Raw genomic sequence first — 16,035 nt, forward strand, 5'->3', positions numbered from 1 at the left:
CACGACGCTTGCGCTCGCGAGGGCGCCGATTCATCCCGGCAACATGGAGCTCCCCCCGATCGTCCTCGCAGGCAGAGCCGTCCTGCGGAAGCCCGCCGCGCCCATCCCGCCCGAGGAGATCGGGACGAAGCGGCTCAAGCACCTCGTCTCGACGATGGTCTCCGTCATGCGCAAGGCGCCCGGCGTGGGGCTCGCGGCGCCGCAGATCGGCGTCGACCAGCAGGTGATCGTGCTCGAAGACAGCGAGGAGCTCATGTCCCGCCTCACGCCGGACCAGCGCGCCGAGCGCGGCCGCGTGCCCTTCCCGCTCAGGGTGATCATCAACCCGACGCTGAGGGTCCTCGCGCCGTCGCTCCCGGACGCGGCAGGCGCGGGGCGGGCGACGTTCTTCGAGGGCTGCCTGAGCGTCCCGGGTTACATGGCGCTGGTCGAGCGAGATCTGTCGGTCGAGGTGAGCGGCGTGGACGAGGACGGCAAGGAGGTCCGGTGGGAAGCGACGGGCTGGCCCGCGCGGATCCTCCAGCACGAGGTCGATCATCTCCGCGGCACGCTGTACGTCGATCGCATGGTCACGCGCTCCTTCTGCAGCAACGAGGAGGCGAAGCTCTTGCTCAGCCTGTCCGTCACCGAGGCGCGGGCTGCGCTCGGCGCATGACCGCGGCCCGTCGCGCCGGGAGGCGAGCGCGCTCGACCGGCGGACGCGCGCTCACGGCTAGGGCAACGGGCCGGCGCCGCGCCCGGCGCCGGCTACGAGGGCATTCACGATCCGCTCCATCCTGATCCCGCGGGAGCCCTTCACGAGCACCAGATCGCCGCGCTCGACGATCTCCTGCGCTCGGGCCGCCGCGGCGTCCGCGTCTCCGGCGAACCACACCCGCACGCCGGCAGCCTCGGCGGCGCGCGCGATCCGCGCCGCCTCGCCGCCGACGGCGATCAGCGCGGCGGGGCGCGCGGCGCCGACCTGCTCGCCGAGCGCGTCGTGCTCCGCCGCCGCGAGCGCGCCGAGCTCGCGCATCTCGCCGAGCAGCAGGACCAGCCGCTTCCCGAGCGCCTCGGCGACCTCGACGGCCGTCCTGAGGGACGAGCGCATCGACAGCGGGTTGGCGTTGTAGCTGTCGTCGATGACCACGGTGCCGTCCGGCAGCTCGCGGACGGACAGGCGTCCATCACCAGGCGGCGCGAGCCCTGCGGCGGCGCGTGCCGCTCGCTCGGTCGAGAGCCGCTCGCCGACCGCCTCTTCCACGACGGCGACGGCCGCGGCCGCCGCCAGCGCCCCCGCCTCGCCGAGCAGCGGGACGACGAGCTCCAGCGCCTCGCCTCCGCGCTCGATCCGCACCGAGGTGCCGCGCACCCCGACCGGCCGCCTCCCCGCGATCCGGATCCGCGCGCGCTCCCCGAAGCCGTAGGTGATCCGCCGCGCGGCGCCCGCGCGCTCGAGCTGCTCGACCACCTTCGCGTCGTCGCCGTTGCCGAGGGCCACGCCCTCGGCCGGCAAGGCGGCGAGCAGATCACCTTCCTCGGCGGCGACGTCTTCCAGCGTGCCGAGCCCCTCGGTGTGCTCGACGCCGATGGACGTCAGCACGGCGAGGTCCGGCCCCGCGATCCGCGCGAGGGCCGCGACCTCGCCGCGCTGGTTCGTGCCGATCTCGACGACCGCGAAGCGATGGCGGTCCTCGAGCCCGAGCAGCGTCATCGGCAGCCCGATGGCGTTGTTCAGGTTGCCCGCCGTCGCGTGCACCTCGCCGCGGCCCACCCCCGCGAGCAGCGCCGCGATGGTCCGCGTCGTCGTCGTCTTGCCGGCCGAGCCGCCGATCGCGACGATCGCCCGCGGCCCGTCGGGGTGGGCGCCCGCCCGCCATCGCTCGCGGTGCGCTCTGGCCAGCGCCCCGAGCGCCGCGAGGCCGTCGTTCACGAGCACCGCGCCTCCTCCGGGCGGCAGGGCAACCTCCCGCGAGACGATGAACGCGGCCGCCCCGCGCTGCGCGGCGGCGTCGAGGAACCTGTGGCCATCGAAGCTCTCGCCGGCGAGCGCGACGAACGCCGCTCCTGGCGCGATCGTCCGGCTGTCGGTCGAGACGCCCCGCGCGTCCGGCCCGCTCCTCAGCACGCGCCCGCCGGTCGCGCGCGCCAGCTCGTCGAGGGAGAAGGGGGCAAGGTTGTGCGGGATCGGCGTCGCCATCGCGGGCGATCACCAGCACGGAACGGGGCGCGGGGCCAACGAATCGCCTGCGGCGCGCCCCGTCCGTGCGGCGTCGCGCCGCCTCAGCGCCGGCTCTTTTCCTTCTCGACCTCGTCGTAGATGTCGTCGCTCTTCGGCCGTGGGCGCGCGGCTGGGCGGGGCGCGGCGGGCGCGCTGGGAGCCGCCGTCACGCTCACGGTGGGCTCTGGCGATGCCTCGGCGGCCGTGGGCGGCGGCTCCTTGTAGTCGATCGCGATCGGTCCTCCGCCGCCCATGCTCTGCCACAGCGTGATCCCGATGAGCGCCAGCAAGGCCACCGCCAGGATCACGCTGAGCACGATGATGAGCGTCCTGCCGCCCTCCCGCCGCCGCGGCGCACCGGCGGCGGGTGGCTTCTGCGGCTCCGGGCGCTCCTGGACGAAGGTCGACGGGAGCACCGGCATCTCGAGGCGCGCCGACGTGGTGGCCCACGGGCTCTCGGCCGGGGGCATGGCCGCTCCGTCCCACCCGCCGGCCGCCTGGGGCGCGCCGTGCGCCGCCGCGCCGGGAGCTGCGCTCATCGCCGGCGCGGGCGCAGCGGCCGGGGGCGGCCCGGCCTGAGCCGACATCCCCGCCTGCAGCGAGGGCATCGGCGTGCGCGCGGCCTCTGATACGGCGGGCGCGGCGGCACCGAAGCCAGGGCTCCCGAACCCGGGCGGCGCCGCCGGCGCAGGCGGCTGGCCGGCGTGCAGCGAGGGCATCGGCGCGCGCGCGGCCTCTGGCGCGCCGGGCGCGGCCGCACCGAAGCCGGGGCTCGCGAACCCGGGCGGCGCTGCCGGCGCAGGCGGCTGGCCGGCGTGCAGCGAGGGCATCGGCGCGCGCGCGGCCTCTGGCGCAGCGGGCGCGGCGGCACCGAAGCCGGGGCTCGCGAACCCGGGCGGCGCTGCCGGCGCAGGCGGCTGCGTCGCGCTCGCGCCCATCCGGTCCGTGATCGGCGCCGGCTGGAAGGCCGGCTGGCTCGGAGGCACCGGATCCGACTGCGGCGGCGCCGAGATGAACGGGAGCGCGCTCGGAGAAAAGACGCCGCTGGCCGAGAGCACGTCCTGCTGCGAGACGATCCCGGGCGGAAGGGTCCCTCCGCGCGCCGAGACGCTCGCCGTGGGCGGCTGGGTGTACCCGGCGGGAGCTGGCCCTGAGAACGCCGGCGCCGGCATGGCGCCCGAGAACGCGGGCGCCGGTGACGCCGGCCCCGAAAACGCGGGCGCCGACGCCATCGGCCCTGAGAACCCGGGCGGGCTCTGCTGCTGAAGATGAGGGCTGAGCGCGTACTGCGCGGAGAGCGGGCGCAGAGCGCCGGGCGCCATCAGCGGCGGCACGGGCAGCGGCCGGAAAGGGATCCCCGAGCCGTGCGCCGACGGGAGCGGCCGGCCTGGCTGCGCCGTCCTCTCACTCTCGGGGGCTCCCCATGGAACGTGTTTGTCGGTCATCCGCGCGCCTCGGAGGGACCGCCCACGCGACCCCTCCGCCTCACACTGAAGCGGAACAGCGCTCTCAATCTACCCCCAAGTCTCGGCGTGCGGCCATCCTTCTGACGCGTCGCCCCGCCCCGCGAGGCGCTGCCGCTCGTCGGCGCTGGCGCCGCGCAGCGCCGCCCCGTGACGACACCGCCCGTCGCGGACGCAGGATAGCGACGCCGGGGGTGCGCTCCTCGGGTCGGCGCGATGAAGAGCGAGCTCGTCCCGCCACCGAGGCGCTCACGAGGCGCGCGCTTTCGCCAGCTCCACGGCGCGCAGGGGGCGCGCACGACGCTCCGGCGCGCGCGGGTGGTTCCAGAGCGCGAGGCGGCGCGCGAGGTCAGCCCTCTCGGGCGCGGGCGTCTCCGACGGCAGAGCTCGAACCGAGGCGCTGTCCACGCTTGTCGGGAACTCTCGACATGGCCGCGGCGCGCTGTGGACGGGCGTGGCGCTCCCGCTGGGGCGCGGGCGTCTGCCGCTGCGGGGCGGCTGTCGACCGCGGCAGCACAGTGCTATGGCACGTCGCGATATGGCCGCCGAGACGATGGACCCCCGCGCCTCCACCGAACCTTCTCCCAACGAGCCGCGTGAGCCCGCGCGCTACGATCATGCCACCGTCGAGCCGCGCTGGCAGCGCGCGTGGGAGGAAGGCGAGACCTTCCGCGCCGTCCGCAGCGCGGACTCCGCCCGCGCGAAGCGCTACGTGCTCGACATGTTCCCCTATCCGTCGGGGTCGGGGCTGCACGTCGGCCACCCCGAGGGGTACACGGCGACCGACATCATGTCCCGCTACTTCCGCATGCGCGGGATCGACGTGCTGCACGTCATGGGCTGGGACGCCTTCGGGCTGCCGGCGGAGCAGCACGCCCTCGAGACCGGCACGCACCCGGCCGACACGACGGCGCGGAACATCGCGACCTTCAAGCGCCAGCTCAAGATGCTGGGCTTCAGCTACGACTGGTCGCGAGAGCTCTCCACGACCGATCCGCGCTACGTGCGCTGGACGCAGTGGATCTTCCTCCAGCTCTTCAAGAAGGGGCTCGCGTACCAGGACGAGGTGAGCGTCAACTGGTGCCCGGCGCTCGGGACCGTCCTTGCGAACGAGGAGGTGATCGACGGCAAGAGCGAGCGCGGCTCGCACCCGGTCTACCGGACGCCGCTCAGGCAATGGATGCTCCGCATCACCGCCTACGCCGACCGCCTGGCGGAGGATCTCCGCCTCCTCGACTGGCCTGAAGGGACGGTGGCGATGCAGCGCGCCTGGATCGGCCGATCGGAGGGGGCGCTCATCACGTTCGAGGTCAAGGGATGGGGCAAGGGCGCGCTGAGCGTATTCACGACCCGCCCCGACACGCTGATGGGCGTCACCTACGTCGTGCTCGCGCCCGAGCACCCGCTCACGACATGGCTCACGAGCGCGGAGAGCGGCGCGTCCGAGGCGCGCCGCGAGGCGGTGCGCGCGTACGTCGCGGCCGCGGCGGGCAAGAGCGATCGCGAGCGGCTCGCCGCGGCGGCGAGGGAGAAGACCGGCGTCGACACCGGCCTCGTCGCCGTCCACCCCATCACGGGCGTGGAGGTGCCGATCTGGGTCGCCGACTACGTGCTCGGCGGCTACGGCACCGGCGCCGTGATGGCGGTGCCAGGGCACGACGAGCGCGACTTCTCCTTCGCCCGCACCTACGGGCTGCCCATCGTCGAGGTCGTGAGCCCCGACGGCACCCTGCGCGACCAGCTCGAGGCCGCCTACGTCGACCCGGGCGTCGCGGTCCGGAGCGGCGAGTTCGACGGGCTCTCGACGGAGGAGTGCAAGCGCGCGGTCATCGCGCGCCTCGAGGCGCTCGGGCGAGGCAAGCGCGAGGTGAACTACAAGCTGCGCGACTGGGTCTTCTCCCGCCAGCGCTACTGGGGCGAGCCGATCCCCATCTACTTCCCCGTCGAGCTCGCCGATCCGCAGGGCGATCCCAGGAAGGGCGCCGCGCACACGATCCGCTACGATCAGCCGATCGCGGTCGACGAAGCCAGCCTCCCGATCGAGCTGCCGCCGCTCGCCGACTTCCGCCCTGGCGACGACCCTGCGGGCCCGCTGGCGCGCGCCGTCGACTGGCGCTTCTTCCAGCGGGACGGCAAGTGGTACGCGCGCGAGACCAACACGATGCCGCAGTGGGCGGGCTCGTGCTGGTACTACCTTCGCTTCCTCGATCCGCAGAACGACGCGGAGCCGTTCTCGGAGGCCGCGTACGACGCGTGGATGCCCGTCGACCTCTACGTCGGCGGCGCGGAGCACGGCGTGCTGCACCTCCTCTACGCGCGCTTCTGGCACAAGGTGCTCTACGACCTCGGCCATGTGAAGCACCCCGAGCCCTTCGCGAAGCTCGTCCATCAGGGGATGATCCTGGGCGAGGACAACGAGAAGATGTCGAAGTCGCGGGGCAACGTGATCAACCCCGACGACATCGTGCGGGTCCACGGCGCCGACGTGCTGCGGATGTACGAGATGTTCATGGGCCCGCTCGAGGCGGTGAAGCCCTGGCAATCAGGGCAGATCCAGGGGGTGGTCCGGTTCCGGGACCGCGTGTTCGCGACGTGCACGCGACCGCTCTCGGACGCGATGGACGACGCGACGAGCCGGCAGCTCCACAGGACGATCAAGAAGGTGACCGGCGACATCGAGGGGATGGCGTTCAACACCGCCATCTCCGCGATGATGGTCTTCGTGAATCACCTGAGCTCGCTGCCTTCGCCGCCGCGTGAGGCGGTCCTGCGGCTGATCCTCCTCGTCTCCCCCTTCGCGCCGCACCTCGCGGAGGAGCTGTGGCGGCTCACCGGCCACGAGCGTTCGCTCAGCTACGAGCCGTGGCCCACCTACGACGAGGCCTTCTGCGTCGACGACGTCCTGGAGATCCCGGTGCAGGTGAACGGCAAGGTCCGCGGTCGCGTGATGCTGGCGAAGGCGGCATCGGAGGAGGAGGCGCGAGCCGCCGCGCTCGGCCTGGAGCCCGTGGCCACCCTCGCCGCGGGCAAGCAGCTGAAGAAGTTCATCTACGTCGCGGGGAAGATCGTGAACATCGTGGTCGGCTGACGCTCCGGCGCCGCCTGGAGAGCTCCGGCGCTGCCAGGAGAAAACGAGCGCTCGCAGCGCCGCGACGTCGTGAACGGACGCGCGGGATAGCAGCGCGAGGGAGATGCTCCCGGAGCGCGAGGCCCCGCGCCCGCGCCGCCTCCTTGCCGGAGTCTTGCGCTCCAGCGCCTTGCGCTCGGTTGACGACAGGGTCGGGAGCTCAGGTGTACATGAGCCCGATCGGCGCGCTGACCGCATCCCACACCACAGCGCAGCGGGTGGCTCCGCCGGCGCGTGAGCTTCCCCGGAAGCAATCCTCTCCTCCCTCGGGGAGCGCGGCGGTGCACAGCCCAGGCTGGCAGGTGCCGTGCAAAGGCGGCTGGCCGTGTGCCGGAACAGCACCGCATGGTGTACCCGAGCTGGCTGCCTCCTCGCCGCCGCGCTGGCCGGCTGCGCTGGAGACGCGGACGAAGCGGACCTGCACGAGGAGGACGCGGCCGAGGCCGCGCTGGAGATCAAGGGAGGGTATCTAGATGCTGGAGACCGCGCGGTCGCCGGGCTCCTCATCACCGATCGCCGAGGGCGCGTCGCGCGGACCTGCTCGAGCACCGTGATCGCGCCCAACCTGGTGCTCACCGCGCAGCACTGCATCGCGGAAGCTCCCAAGCTCATCGCCTGCAAGACGGCGACGTTCGGTGAGCCGGTCGATGCCTCGCAGGTCTACGCCACGCTCGGCGGGGCCCTGTGGGCCGCGGACACGCCGTGGATCGGCGCGCGCGCCGTGCTCAGCCCGCCCGACGGCAACGCCGTCTGCGGGCGCGACGTCGCGCTCGTCGTGCTGTCCTCCCCGCTCGGCGGCAGCGAGGTCACGCCGCTCGCGCCCCGCCTCGATCGGCCGCCCGAGGAGAGCGAGGTCTACTCGGCGGTAGGCTTCGGCGACACCGAGGGCAGATCGCGCGGCGGCGGCGTCCGCAGGCGCCGCGATGGGCTCCACGTCGAGTGCGTCGGGTACGGGTGCGGAACGCAGGAGCGCGTCACAGGAGGCGAGTGGCGCGGAGAGAACGGCATCTGCAGCGGCGACTCGGGCGGACCGGCGCTCGACGTCGCGGGGCGGATCATCGGCGTGACGTCGCGCGGGCCGGCCGGCTGCGCCGACCCCATCTATGGTGGGCTCATCGCCCATCGCGACTGGCTCGTCACCGAGGCGAGGCGCGCCGCCGACGTCGGCGACTACGACCCGCCCTGGTGGGCCACGGCGTCGGACCCCGCGGAGCGCTTGCCTTCGCGCCGGCCGCTCGACGAGCGCTGGCTCTCGTGCGCGCACGGCCCACTCGGCGGCGGCGACAGCGGGGCCGCGGCGGCGCGCGCGCTGCTCGCGCTGCTCGCGCTGCTCGCGCTGAAGCGAGCCAGGGCGTCCGCGCTGCCGACATGCCGCGCGCAGCGCGCACGCCGCGCGCGCGCAGCGTCGCAGAGCACGATTTCCGCCTGATCGAAGCTCCAGCGCACACCTCGCCTGCTAGGATGCGGGCGTCCTGCCCTGCGGAGTGTCCATGCCCATTTCGCCCAGCATCCGTCCGGCCGCGCTGCTCGCGGCGCTCGCGCTCGCCTCGCTTCCCATCGGCTGCGGCCCCACCTACGTGCGCGGCAATCAGGTCGAGGGGCTCGACGACGCGGCGATGAGCACGGGGATCGACAGGCGCGACATCGAGCAGCTCCTCCACGAGAACCTGACGTCGCTGATGGCCTCTCCGGTGGCCAAGGCGTGGGCGCACGACGGCTCGCGGCCCACGCTCGCCATCTATCCGCTGTCGAACCAGACGAGCGAGCACATCGACAGCCAGCTTCAGGCGCTCCTGTCCGATATCGAGACGTACCTGTCCAAGGCGAGCCTCGTCACCTTGGTGAGCGTCGAGCGCCAGCAGCAGATGGTCGCGGAGGTCGAGAAGCAGCACGGCGGCGGGTTCGATCCGAACCACATCGCCGAGTACAACCGCCAGCTCGGCGCGAAGTACTACCTCACCGGCAAGGTCTTCACCGCCGATGAGCGCACCGAGGACGAGCGCCGCGTCCAGTACTTCATGTTCATGCAGCTCATCGAGGTCGCCACGAGCGCGGTGGCCTGGCAGAACAGGGCGGCCTTCACGAAGGCGCTCATCCAGGAGTGATGCGCCGGCGGCACGCGAGCCTCGCGGGGCGCAAGCGTGCGGCCCTGGCTCCTCTCGCGCTGCTCCTCGGCCTCTGGCAGGCCGCCTGCGGCGGCCATGAAGATCGCGTGCGCACCGCGCTCCAGGCGCTCGATCGCGGCGCTCCCGCCGAGGCGGTGGCCGCGCTGAACGAGCAGCTCGAGGTCGAGACCGCGGCCCAGCTCCCGGCGCTCCGGGGCGACAACGCGCTCCTCCTGCTCGACCGCGGCAACATCCTCCTCAGCATGGACAGCTACCGGCTGTCCGCGCGCGATCTCGGTGCCGCGGACAAGTCGATCGACCTGCTCGACATGTCCCGCGGGGCCGCCCACGATCTCGGCAAGTACCTCTTCTCGGACGACGTGGGCCCGTACAAGGCGCCTGCCTACGAGAAGCTGCTCATCAACACCATCAACATGATGAACTACCTGGCCCAGCGCGACCTCAGCGGGGCCAGGGTCGAGGCTCGCCGCCTCGCGATCATGCAGAGATACCTTCGCGATCACGAGGGCGAGACGGCGCTCCTCGGCCTCGGCAGCTACCTTGCGGGCCTCGCCTTCGAGAAGAGCGGCCAGGCTGACGAGGCGCTCCTCCACTACGACGACGCCCTCCGCCACGGGTCGTATCCGTCGCTCCGCCGCCCGCTCCGCGCGCTCACGCGCGGCGAGCCCAGGTCGCCCCGCATCGCCGCGTTGATCGAAGGCGAGGCCCCGCCGCCGCCCCTCGACGAGACCGGCGAGGCCGAGCTCATCGTCGTCGTCGGGTTCGGGCGCGTCCCGCAGAAGGTGCCGCAGCGCCTTCCGATCGGCCTCGCGCTCACGCTCGTGGCCAACGACATCAGCCCGGCGGATCGCGCGCGGGCGAGCGAGCTCGCGGCGAAGGGGCTCGTGACCTGGGTCAACTACCCGACGCTCGCCCGGGGCAAGGGCGGCTATTCGATTCCGACGCTGAAGCTCGACGGGCGCTCCCAGCCGATGGAGCAGGCGCTCGACATCGAGGCGCAGGTGCGCGCGGCCTGGAAGAAGAGCGAGGGGACCGTCATCCTGTCGGCCATCACGAGGACCGTCGCCCGCATCGCGGCCGGCGAAGCCGCGCAGGGCGCCACCGAGGCGGCAGCGGAGGACTCCGGGCCGCTGGGCCTGCTCGTCGGCCTGCTGACGAGCGCGACGCTGACCGCGCTCGACACGCCGGACACGCGCGGATGGTCGACGCTCCCCGCGCGCATCGCGATCGCGCGGACCCGCGTCCGCGCGGGCACGCACGACGTGGTCGTCGGCGTCCGCGGCGAGTCGAGGCGCGCCCGGGTGAGCGTCGCCGCTGGCGGGTGGGCCTTCGTCCCGGTGATGGTCCTCCGCTGAGCGGCGCGCGCGGACGGGAGGGTTGCGGGCGCACTCTTCCCGCGGCAGTCTCCGCGCCGATGCGTAGCCCTCATCTCCGCGCCGTGCTGGTTCACGCGCTCTCGGCGTGCTCGCCCCTCGCGCTCCTCTGCGCGACCGCCTGCGGGGCGCTCGCCACCTCGCCGTCGTGGGTCGGCGGCGGCCTCGCTGTCTCCGCGCCGATCCGGGCGGCCGAGGAGGACGCCGCGATCGAGCGGGAGCGCTCGGTGATCGCGAGTCAGCCCAAGCAGATCGGCGCGCGTCATCTCCTCGTCATGCACGAGGGCTCGAAGAGCAAGCCCGAGGGCCTCCGCCGCACGCGCGCCGAGGCCCGCGCGCGAGCGCAGGAAGCGCTCGTCAAGATCCGCGGCGGGGTGAGCTTCGAGGAGGCGGTCGCGGAGTACAGCGACGAGCCGGGCGCCGCCGAGCGCGGCGGAGATCTCGGGGTGTTCGAGCGCGGCATGATGGTGAAGGGCTTCTCCGACGCCGCCTTCGCCTTGAAGATCGGCGAGGTGAGCGAGATCATCGAGACGCCGTTCGGCTTCCACATCATCAAGCGCACCGAGTAGCGCCCGCTCCAGGTCGTCGCGCGCCGGCCGCGGGCTCGACGCCTCCGTCGGAGTCGCCTAGCGTGGCGCGCATGACGAGGACCGTCCGCGCTGCGCCGACCGCCGAGCACCGCCGCCTCGAGGAAGAGCGCGAGCGCCTCCTGCGCTGGAAGCACTGGGGCCCCTACCTCTCCGAGCGGGCCTGGGGGACGGTGCGCGAGGACTACAGCGCGAACGGGGACGCGTGGGCGCACTTCCCTCACGACCATGCCCGGAGCCGCGCCTATCGCTGGAACGAGGACGGGCTCGGCGGCATCTGTGACCGACACCAGATCTTGTGTCTCGCCGTCGCCGTCTGGAACGAGCGGGATCCGATCCTGAAGGAGCGGGCCTTCGGCCTGACAGGGCCGGAAGGCAACCACGGCGAGGACGTCAAGGAGATCTACTACTACGAAGACGCGACGCCGACCTCCAGCTACCTGCGCTACCTCTACCGGTACCCGCAGCGGCCGTTCCCCTACGAGGCGCTCGTCGCCGCCGCGCGCGACCGCGGCCTCTCGGAGGGCGAGGCAGATCTCCCCGATCTCGGCGCCTTCGACGGGGATCGTTACTTCGACGTCGTCGTCGAGTACGCGAAGCGGAGCCCGAGCGACATCCTGATGGTCATCACCGTGGTGAACCGCGGCCCGGAGGCCGCGCCGATCCACGTGCTCCCTCACCTCTGGTTCCGCAACACATGGTCCTGGACCGAGCCTCTGGGTCCGGTCCCGGAGATCCGGGCCATGGAGACCGACGCCGGTCATGTGATGCTGCGCGCGGCGCACCCCGAGCACGGCGCGCATCACCTGTACATCGAGGGCAGCCCGGAGCTGCTCTTCACCAACAACGAGACGAACCGCGAGCGGCTCTATGGCGCCCCTTCGCGAACACCGTACGTCAAGGACGCGTTCCACCACCGGGTCGTCCACGGCGACGAGGCGCGGGTGAACGCCGAGCGCCGCGGCACGAAGGCCGCGAGCTGGCATCGCTTCGAGGTGCCGGCCGGCGGGAGCCGGCGGATCCTGCTCCGGCTCGCGCCCGAGCCGGTGGAGTGCCCCTTCGACGGCGCGGACGAGCTCCTGGAGGCGCGGCGCAGGGAAGCGGACGAGTACTATCTCGCCGTCCAGGGCCCTGCCCTGTCCGACGATCGCCGCGCCATCCAGCGTCAGGCGGCGGCGGGGCTGTTCTGGACGATGCAGTTCTACCACTACGACGTCGACACCTGGCTCCGCGGCGACGCGCACGCGCCGCCACCCGACCGGCTAAGCGGCCGAAACGCCCACTGGCGGCACGTCTCCGTCGCCGATGTCGTCTCCATGCCCGACGCGTGGGAGTACCCCTGGTTCGCGGCGTGGGATCTTGCCTTCCACGCGGTCGCGCTGGCCTCGCTCGACATCGATCTCGCGAAGGCCCAGCTGAAGATGATGGTCAAGGAGTGGTACCAGCACCCGAACGGGCAGCTGCCTGCCTACGAGTGGGAGTTCTCGGATCTGAACCCTCCGGTGCATGCCTGGGCGACCTACCAGATCTACAAGATCGAGCGGAAGCAGCGGGGCGAGGGCGATCGGGTGTTCCTGGAGCGGGTGTTCCACAAGCTCCTCATCAACTTCGCCTGGTGGGTCAACAAGCGCGACGCCGAGGGGCACAACGTCTTCGAGGGCGGCTTCCTCGGCCTCGACAACATCTCGCTCTTCGATCGCAGCGAGCGGCTCGCGCCGGGGATGCGCCTGGAGCAGGCGGACGCCACGGCGTGGATGGCGATGTACTGCCTCGACCTCATGCGCATCGCGCTGGAGCTCGCGCTCGACAACTCCGCGTACGAGGATCTCGCCAGCAAGTTCTTCGAGCACTTCTTGCGGATAGCGCACGCGCTCCACCACACGGCGGACGGCCGGCTGCCGCTCTGGTCCGAGGAGGACGGCTTCTACTTCGACATCCTCATCGCCGGAGGGAAGCCGCGGCACGTGAAGATCCGATCGGCCGTCGGCCTCATCCCGCTCTGCGCTGTGCACGTGATCACCCCGGAGATCTACGGCAAGCTCGCGAACTTCCGGCGCCGGACCGAGTGGTTCCTCCGCAAAAACCCCGCGCTGGCCGAGGCGATCACCGTACGTCCAGACGGCCGCCAGGTGCTCTCCGCGGTGCCGCCGGGGCGCCTCGAGCGGGTGCTCGCGCACCTGTTCGACGAGGACAAGTTCCTCTCGCCGTTCGGCCCGCGCTCCCTCTCCAAGGAGCACGCGGCCGCGCCCGTCTCGCTCGGGCTCGAGCCCTGCGACGCGCAGTACAGGGTCGGCTACGAGCCGGGCGAGTCGATCACGCGCATGAAGGGCGGCAACTCCAACTGGCGCGGCCCGATCTGGTTCCCGCTCGGCTACCTGCTCTACCGCTCGCTCCTCCGGCTCGACCACGGCTTCGGCGACGTGCTCACGATCCCGTCGCTCGGCGGCCACGGCCCTCGCACGCTCCGCGACGGAGCGCACGAGATCGCGCGCCGGCTGATCGCGATCTTCGAGCGCGACCGCGAGGGCCGCCGCCCCGTCTACGGCGAGCACCCCCTCTTCCAGCGCGATCCTCGGTTCCGAGATCGCCTGTTTTTCTTCGAGTACTTCCACGGCGACACCGGCGCAGGGCTCGGCGCCTCGCACCAGACCGGCTGGACTGCCCTCGTGGGCGACCTGATCCTGCGCACGGAACGGCACAACCACCCACGTTCGTAGCGCACCACACATAGCGTTCGGCTCATCACCGGTTCGTACCGGATCCGTGCTAGGAGGGCGCCTGTGTCGCTGGCGTTCGGCGTCTCGCTCCTCGCGTTGGCCGTCATGCTGGGCGGCATTGCGGCGGTGTTCCGTCATCGGAGCGAGGGCGCGATGTCTGCGTTGCGGACGTTCGCCCTCGTCGGTGCGGCGTCGATCGCGCTGCTTCACCTGCTCCCGGAGGCGATCGGCGAGATCGGCTGGCTCGCGCTGCTCGCGGCGGCGTCTGGCTTCGTGGCGCCGGCGGTGCTGGAGCGCCTCGTGCTCGGGGACGCTGGGGCTCACCGGACGCCGACGACGGCGCTCGCGATGGGGTACGCCGCGGTGCTCGCGCATCAGTTCGGCGAGGGCGCGGCGGTGGCGTCGCTCTCACGGGTTGGCCAGCTCTCGCTCCCTGTCGTGCTCGTGATCGCCGCGCACACGGTGCCGCTCGCCATGGTGGTGGCCATTCAGGTCCTCGAGGTGAAAGCCGATGCCGGCGGCAAGCGCGCCATGAGCGCTGCGCTCGCGGGCATTGCGCTCGCCACGGTGGTTGGCGCCTTCGCGACGCGGCTTGTCGACCTGGAGCACCTCGAGGTGATCGAGCCCTGGTTGCTCTCCGCGGTCGCGGGCCTCCTCTTGCACGCGCTCTCGCACGAGGCGGTCGCAAGCGGCCCAGCGACGTCTCTGAGCCGCGCCGGCGAAGCCATGGGCGGCCTGCTCGGCGTCTTCCTCGCCACGATCGGGATCGACGAGGAGGAATGGGTGCAAAAGATCCCGTTCGCTCTCCAGATCGCCGCCCTGTTCGTCCTTGCGGGGCTCATCCTCCTGCGCAGCTACGGCCCGAGGCGAGCCACCGAGCGCCCGCACTGAGCGTCGCCGCCCTGACGGCACCTCCCGTCCCGACGCCGTGACGGCACGCTCCCGCCCTCGGCGCCGCCCCGAGCGCTGCCTCAACGGCGCCGATCTGACGGCGGCCAGCGCGAGCTCGCTGCAAAGGCGAAGCCTTCAGCGGAGCCGTCCTGCCGAACCGAAGGCCCCCGGCGCATAGGCGTTAACCAAGCTCGTTCGGTCACGCTCAGGGCTCCGCACCCGCCCCCTCACCCCACCATCGGTCACCAACGTGAACGTGAACGTGAACGTGGACGTTTACGTGGTCGTGGTCGTGGTCGTGGTCGTGGTCGTCAACGATAAGCCGTAAACGACCACGACCACGTAAACGTCCACGACCACGTAAACGTTCCGGATGTAGGACGACGCGGCGCGAGGCTTGGTTAACGCCTAGCAAACCCTCGGGAGAGTGGTCCGCAGGGGGCCGGCCAGCCCGGAACGCGCGCCACGCGGGCACCGAGGTCCCCGAGGCGGCCTGAAGGCCGCAACGCGCGCCTGGAGCTCCAAGCACGATGGACAAAAAAAAACCTGCGCACGGCTCTCACCGTGCGCAGGTTCGAAGAAAATCCCGGCGGCGTCCTACTCTCCCACTAGGTTGCCCTAGCAGTACCATCGGCTCCAAGAAGCTTAACTTCCGAGTTCGGTATGGGATCGGGTGTGACCTTCTCGATATCACCACCGGAAACTTGTGGGTGCGTCCAATCGGAACCCAACGGAGCCCGCTGTCGCGGTGCTCTACGCTGGGCCAGCTGTGTCACGCTGCTCGTCACCCGAACTCCGGGCGCGACGCTTCGATGTTTGCCTTAGAAGTATGGTCAAGCCGCACGACCTATTAGTACCGGTTAGCTCCGCCGATTGCTCGGCTTCCACACCCGGCCTATCAACCTCGTGGTCTACGAGGGGTCTTTAGGGGCCTTTCGGCCCGGGACACCTAGTCTTGAGGCCGGCTTCCCGCTTAGATGCTTTCAGCGGTTATCCGTTCCGTACATGGCTACCCGGCTATGCCCTTGGCAGGACAACCGGAACACCAGAGGTACGTCCACCCAGGTCCTCTCGTACTATGGGCAGCTCCTCTCAAGTGTCCTACGCCCACGGCAGATAGGGACCAAACTGTCTCACGACGTTTTAAACCCAGCTCGCGTACCGCTTTAATCGGCGAACAGCCGAACCCTTGGGACCTGCTCCAGCCCCAGGATGCGATGGGCCGACATCGAGGTGCCAAACCGCGCCGCCGATATGAACTCTCAGGCGCGATCAGCCTGTTATCCCCAGAGTACCTTTTATCCGATGAGCGATGGCCCTTCCATACAGAACCACCGGATCACTAACGCCTGCTTTCGCACCTGTTCGACCTGTCGGTCTCACAGTTAAGCTCCCTTGTGCGTTTGCACTCTACGCCTGGTTTCCAATCAGGCTGAGGGAACCTTCGCACGCCTCCGTTACTTTTTAGGAGGCGACCGCCCCAGTCAAACTGCCCACCAGGCAGTGTCCCCGACCCAGTTCATGGGCCCAGGTTAGATTTCCAGAATACCC

At 71.4% G+C, this 16,035-nt stretch carries 11 protein-coding genes and 2 rRNA genes (1 of these 13 only partly in view); 9 read left to right on the forward strand and 4 right to left on the reverse strand.

Features of this window, described 5'->3' with window-relative positions; translation table 11 throughout:
- Positions 1-43: 43 nt before the first annotated feature.
- Positions 44-655 (forward strand): peptide deformylase, encoded by a 612-nt coding sequence (locus WMF46_RS39490; RefSeq protein WP_437981936.1) that lies wholly within the window; start codon positions 44-46, stop codon positions 653-655.
- A gap of 57 nt (positions 656-712) precedes the next feature.
- Here the strand turns inward: WMF46_RS39490 and WMF46_RS39495 are convergent, their stop codons facing one another.
- Both WMF46_RS39495 and WMF46_RS39500 read right to left on the reverse strand, forming a co-directional pair.
- Positions 713-2,179, reverse strand: coding sequence for a UDP-N-acetylmuramoyl-tripeptide--D-alanyl-D-alanine ligase (locus WMF46_RS39495; protein WP_437981937.1), 1,467 nt, complete (start codon positions 2,177-2,179; stop codon positions 713-715).
- Between the two features lie 83 nt (positions 2,180-2,262).
- Positions 2,263-2,808, reverse strand: a complete 546-nt coding sequence (locus tag WMF46_RS39500; RefSeq protein WP_437981938.1) for a hypothetical protein — start codon at positions 2,806-2,808, stop codon at positions 2,263-2,265.
- Positions 2,809-2,812: 4 nt separating this feature from the next.
- On the opposite strand from WMF46_RS39500, the gene WMF46_RS39505 reads away from it, so the two are divergent.
- From WMF46_RS39505 to WMF46_RS39540, 8 genes are all read left to right on the forward strand, one after another.
- The gene (locus WMF46_RS39505) at positions 2,813-3,466 is read left to right on the forward strand and encodes a hypothetical protein (RefSeq protein ID WP_437981939.1); all 654 of its coding nucleotides are present in this window, start codon (positions 2,813-2,815) and stop codon (positions 3,464-3,466) included.
- Positions 3,467-4,186: 720 nt separating this feature from the next.
- Positions 4,187-6,751, forward strand: coding sequence for a leucine--tRNA ligase (gene leuS, locus WMF46_RS39510; RefSeq protein ID WP_437981940.1), 2,565 nt, complete (start codon positions 4,187-4,189; stop codon positions 6,749-6,751).
- Between the two features lie 346 nt (positions 6,752-7,097).
- A complete protein-coding gene (locus WMF46_RS39515) occupies positions 7,098-8,219 on the forward strand; it encodes a trypsin-like serine protease (RefSeq protein ID WP_437981941.1) in 1,122 nt (373 codons plus the stop codon).
- 61 nt (positions 8,220-8,280) lie between these two features.
- Positions 8,281-8,895, forward strand: coding sequence for a penicillin-binding protein activator LpoB (locus WMF46_RS39520; protein WP_437981942.1), 615 nt, complete (start codon positions 8,281-8,283; stop codon positions 8,893-8,895).
- Positions 8,895-10,271, forward strand: a complete 1,377-nt coding sequence (locus tag WMF46_RS39525; protein ID WP_437981943.1) for a hypothetical protein — start codon at positions 8,895-8,897, stop codon at positions 10,269-10,271. Before WMF46_RS39520 ends, WMF46_RS39525 begins: the two co-directional genes overlap by 1 nt.
- Positions 10,272-10,330: 59 nt before the next feature.
- Positions 10,331-10,858: a peptidylprolyl isomerase gene (locus tag WMF46_RS39530; protein ID WP_437981944.1), complete on the forward strand. Its 528-nt coding sequence runs from the start codon at positions 10,331-10,333 to the stop codon at positions 10,856-10,858.
- Between the two features lie 71 nt (positions 10,859-10,929).
- Entirely contained in the window at positions 10,930-13,593 is a 2,664-nt protein-coding gene (locus WMF46_RS39535) for an MGH1-like glycoside hydrolase domain-containing protein (RefSeq protein ID WP_437981945.1), read from the forward strand.
- A 63-nt stretch (positions 13,594-13,656) separates the two neighbouring features.
- Entirely contained in the window at positions 13,657-14,484 is an 828-nt protein-coding gene (locus tag WMF46_RS39540) for a hypothetical protein (protein ID WP_437981946.1), read from the forward strand.
- Between the two features lie 584 nt (positions 14,485-15,068).
- On the opposite strand, the gene rrf is transcribed toward WMF46_RS39540, so the two are convergent.
- Positions 15,069-15,185, reverse strand: a 5S ribosomal RNA gene (rrf, locus tag WMF46_RS39545).
- 128 nt (positions 15,186-15,313) lie between these two features.
- Positions 15,314-16,035 (reverse strand): 23S ribosomal RNA (locus WMF46_RS39550) (it continues 2,286 nt past the right edge of the window).

Source organism: Sorangium sp. So ce117, from assembly GCF_051524395.1.
GTDB lineage: Bacteria > Myxococcota_A > Polyangia > Polyangiales > Polyangiaceae > Sorangium > Sorangium cellulosum_B.

Coding starts and splice junctions, on each gene's coding strand:
- WMF46_RS39490 (WP_437981936.1), top strand. CDS start 44: ATGGAGCTCCCCCCGATCGTCCTCGCAGGCAGAGCCGTCCTGCGGAAG.
- WMF46_RS39530 (WP_437981944.1), top strand. CDS start 10,331: ATGCGTAGCCCTCATCTCCGCGCCGTGCTGGTTCACGCGCTCTCGGCG.
- leuS (WP_437981940.1), top strand. CDS start 4,187: ATGGCACGTCGCGATATGGCCGCCGAGACGATGGACCCCCGCGCCTCC.
- WMF46_RS39525 (WP_437981943.1), top strand. CDS start 8,895: ATGCGCCGGCGGCACGCGAGCCTCGCGGGGCGCAAGCGTGCGGCCCTG.
- WMF46_RS39520 (WP_437981942.1), top strand. CDS start 8,281: ATGCCCATTTCGCCCAGCATCCGTCCGGCCGCGCTGCTCGCGGCGCTC.
- WMF46_RS39500 (WP_437981938.1), bottom strand. CDS start 2,808: ATGCCCTCGCTGCAGGCGGGGATGTCGGCTCAGGCCGGGCCGCCCCCG.
- WMF46_RS39495 (WP_437981937.1), bottom strand. CDS start 2,179: ATGGCGACGCCGATCCCGCACAACCTTGCCCCCTTCTCCCTCGACGAG.
- WMF46_RS39535 (WP_437981945.1), top strand. CDS start 10,930: ATGACGAGGACCGTCCGCGCTGCGCCGACCGCCGAGCACCGCCGCCTC.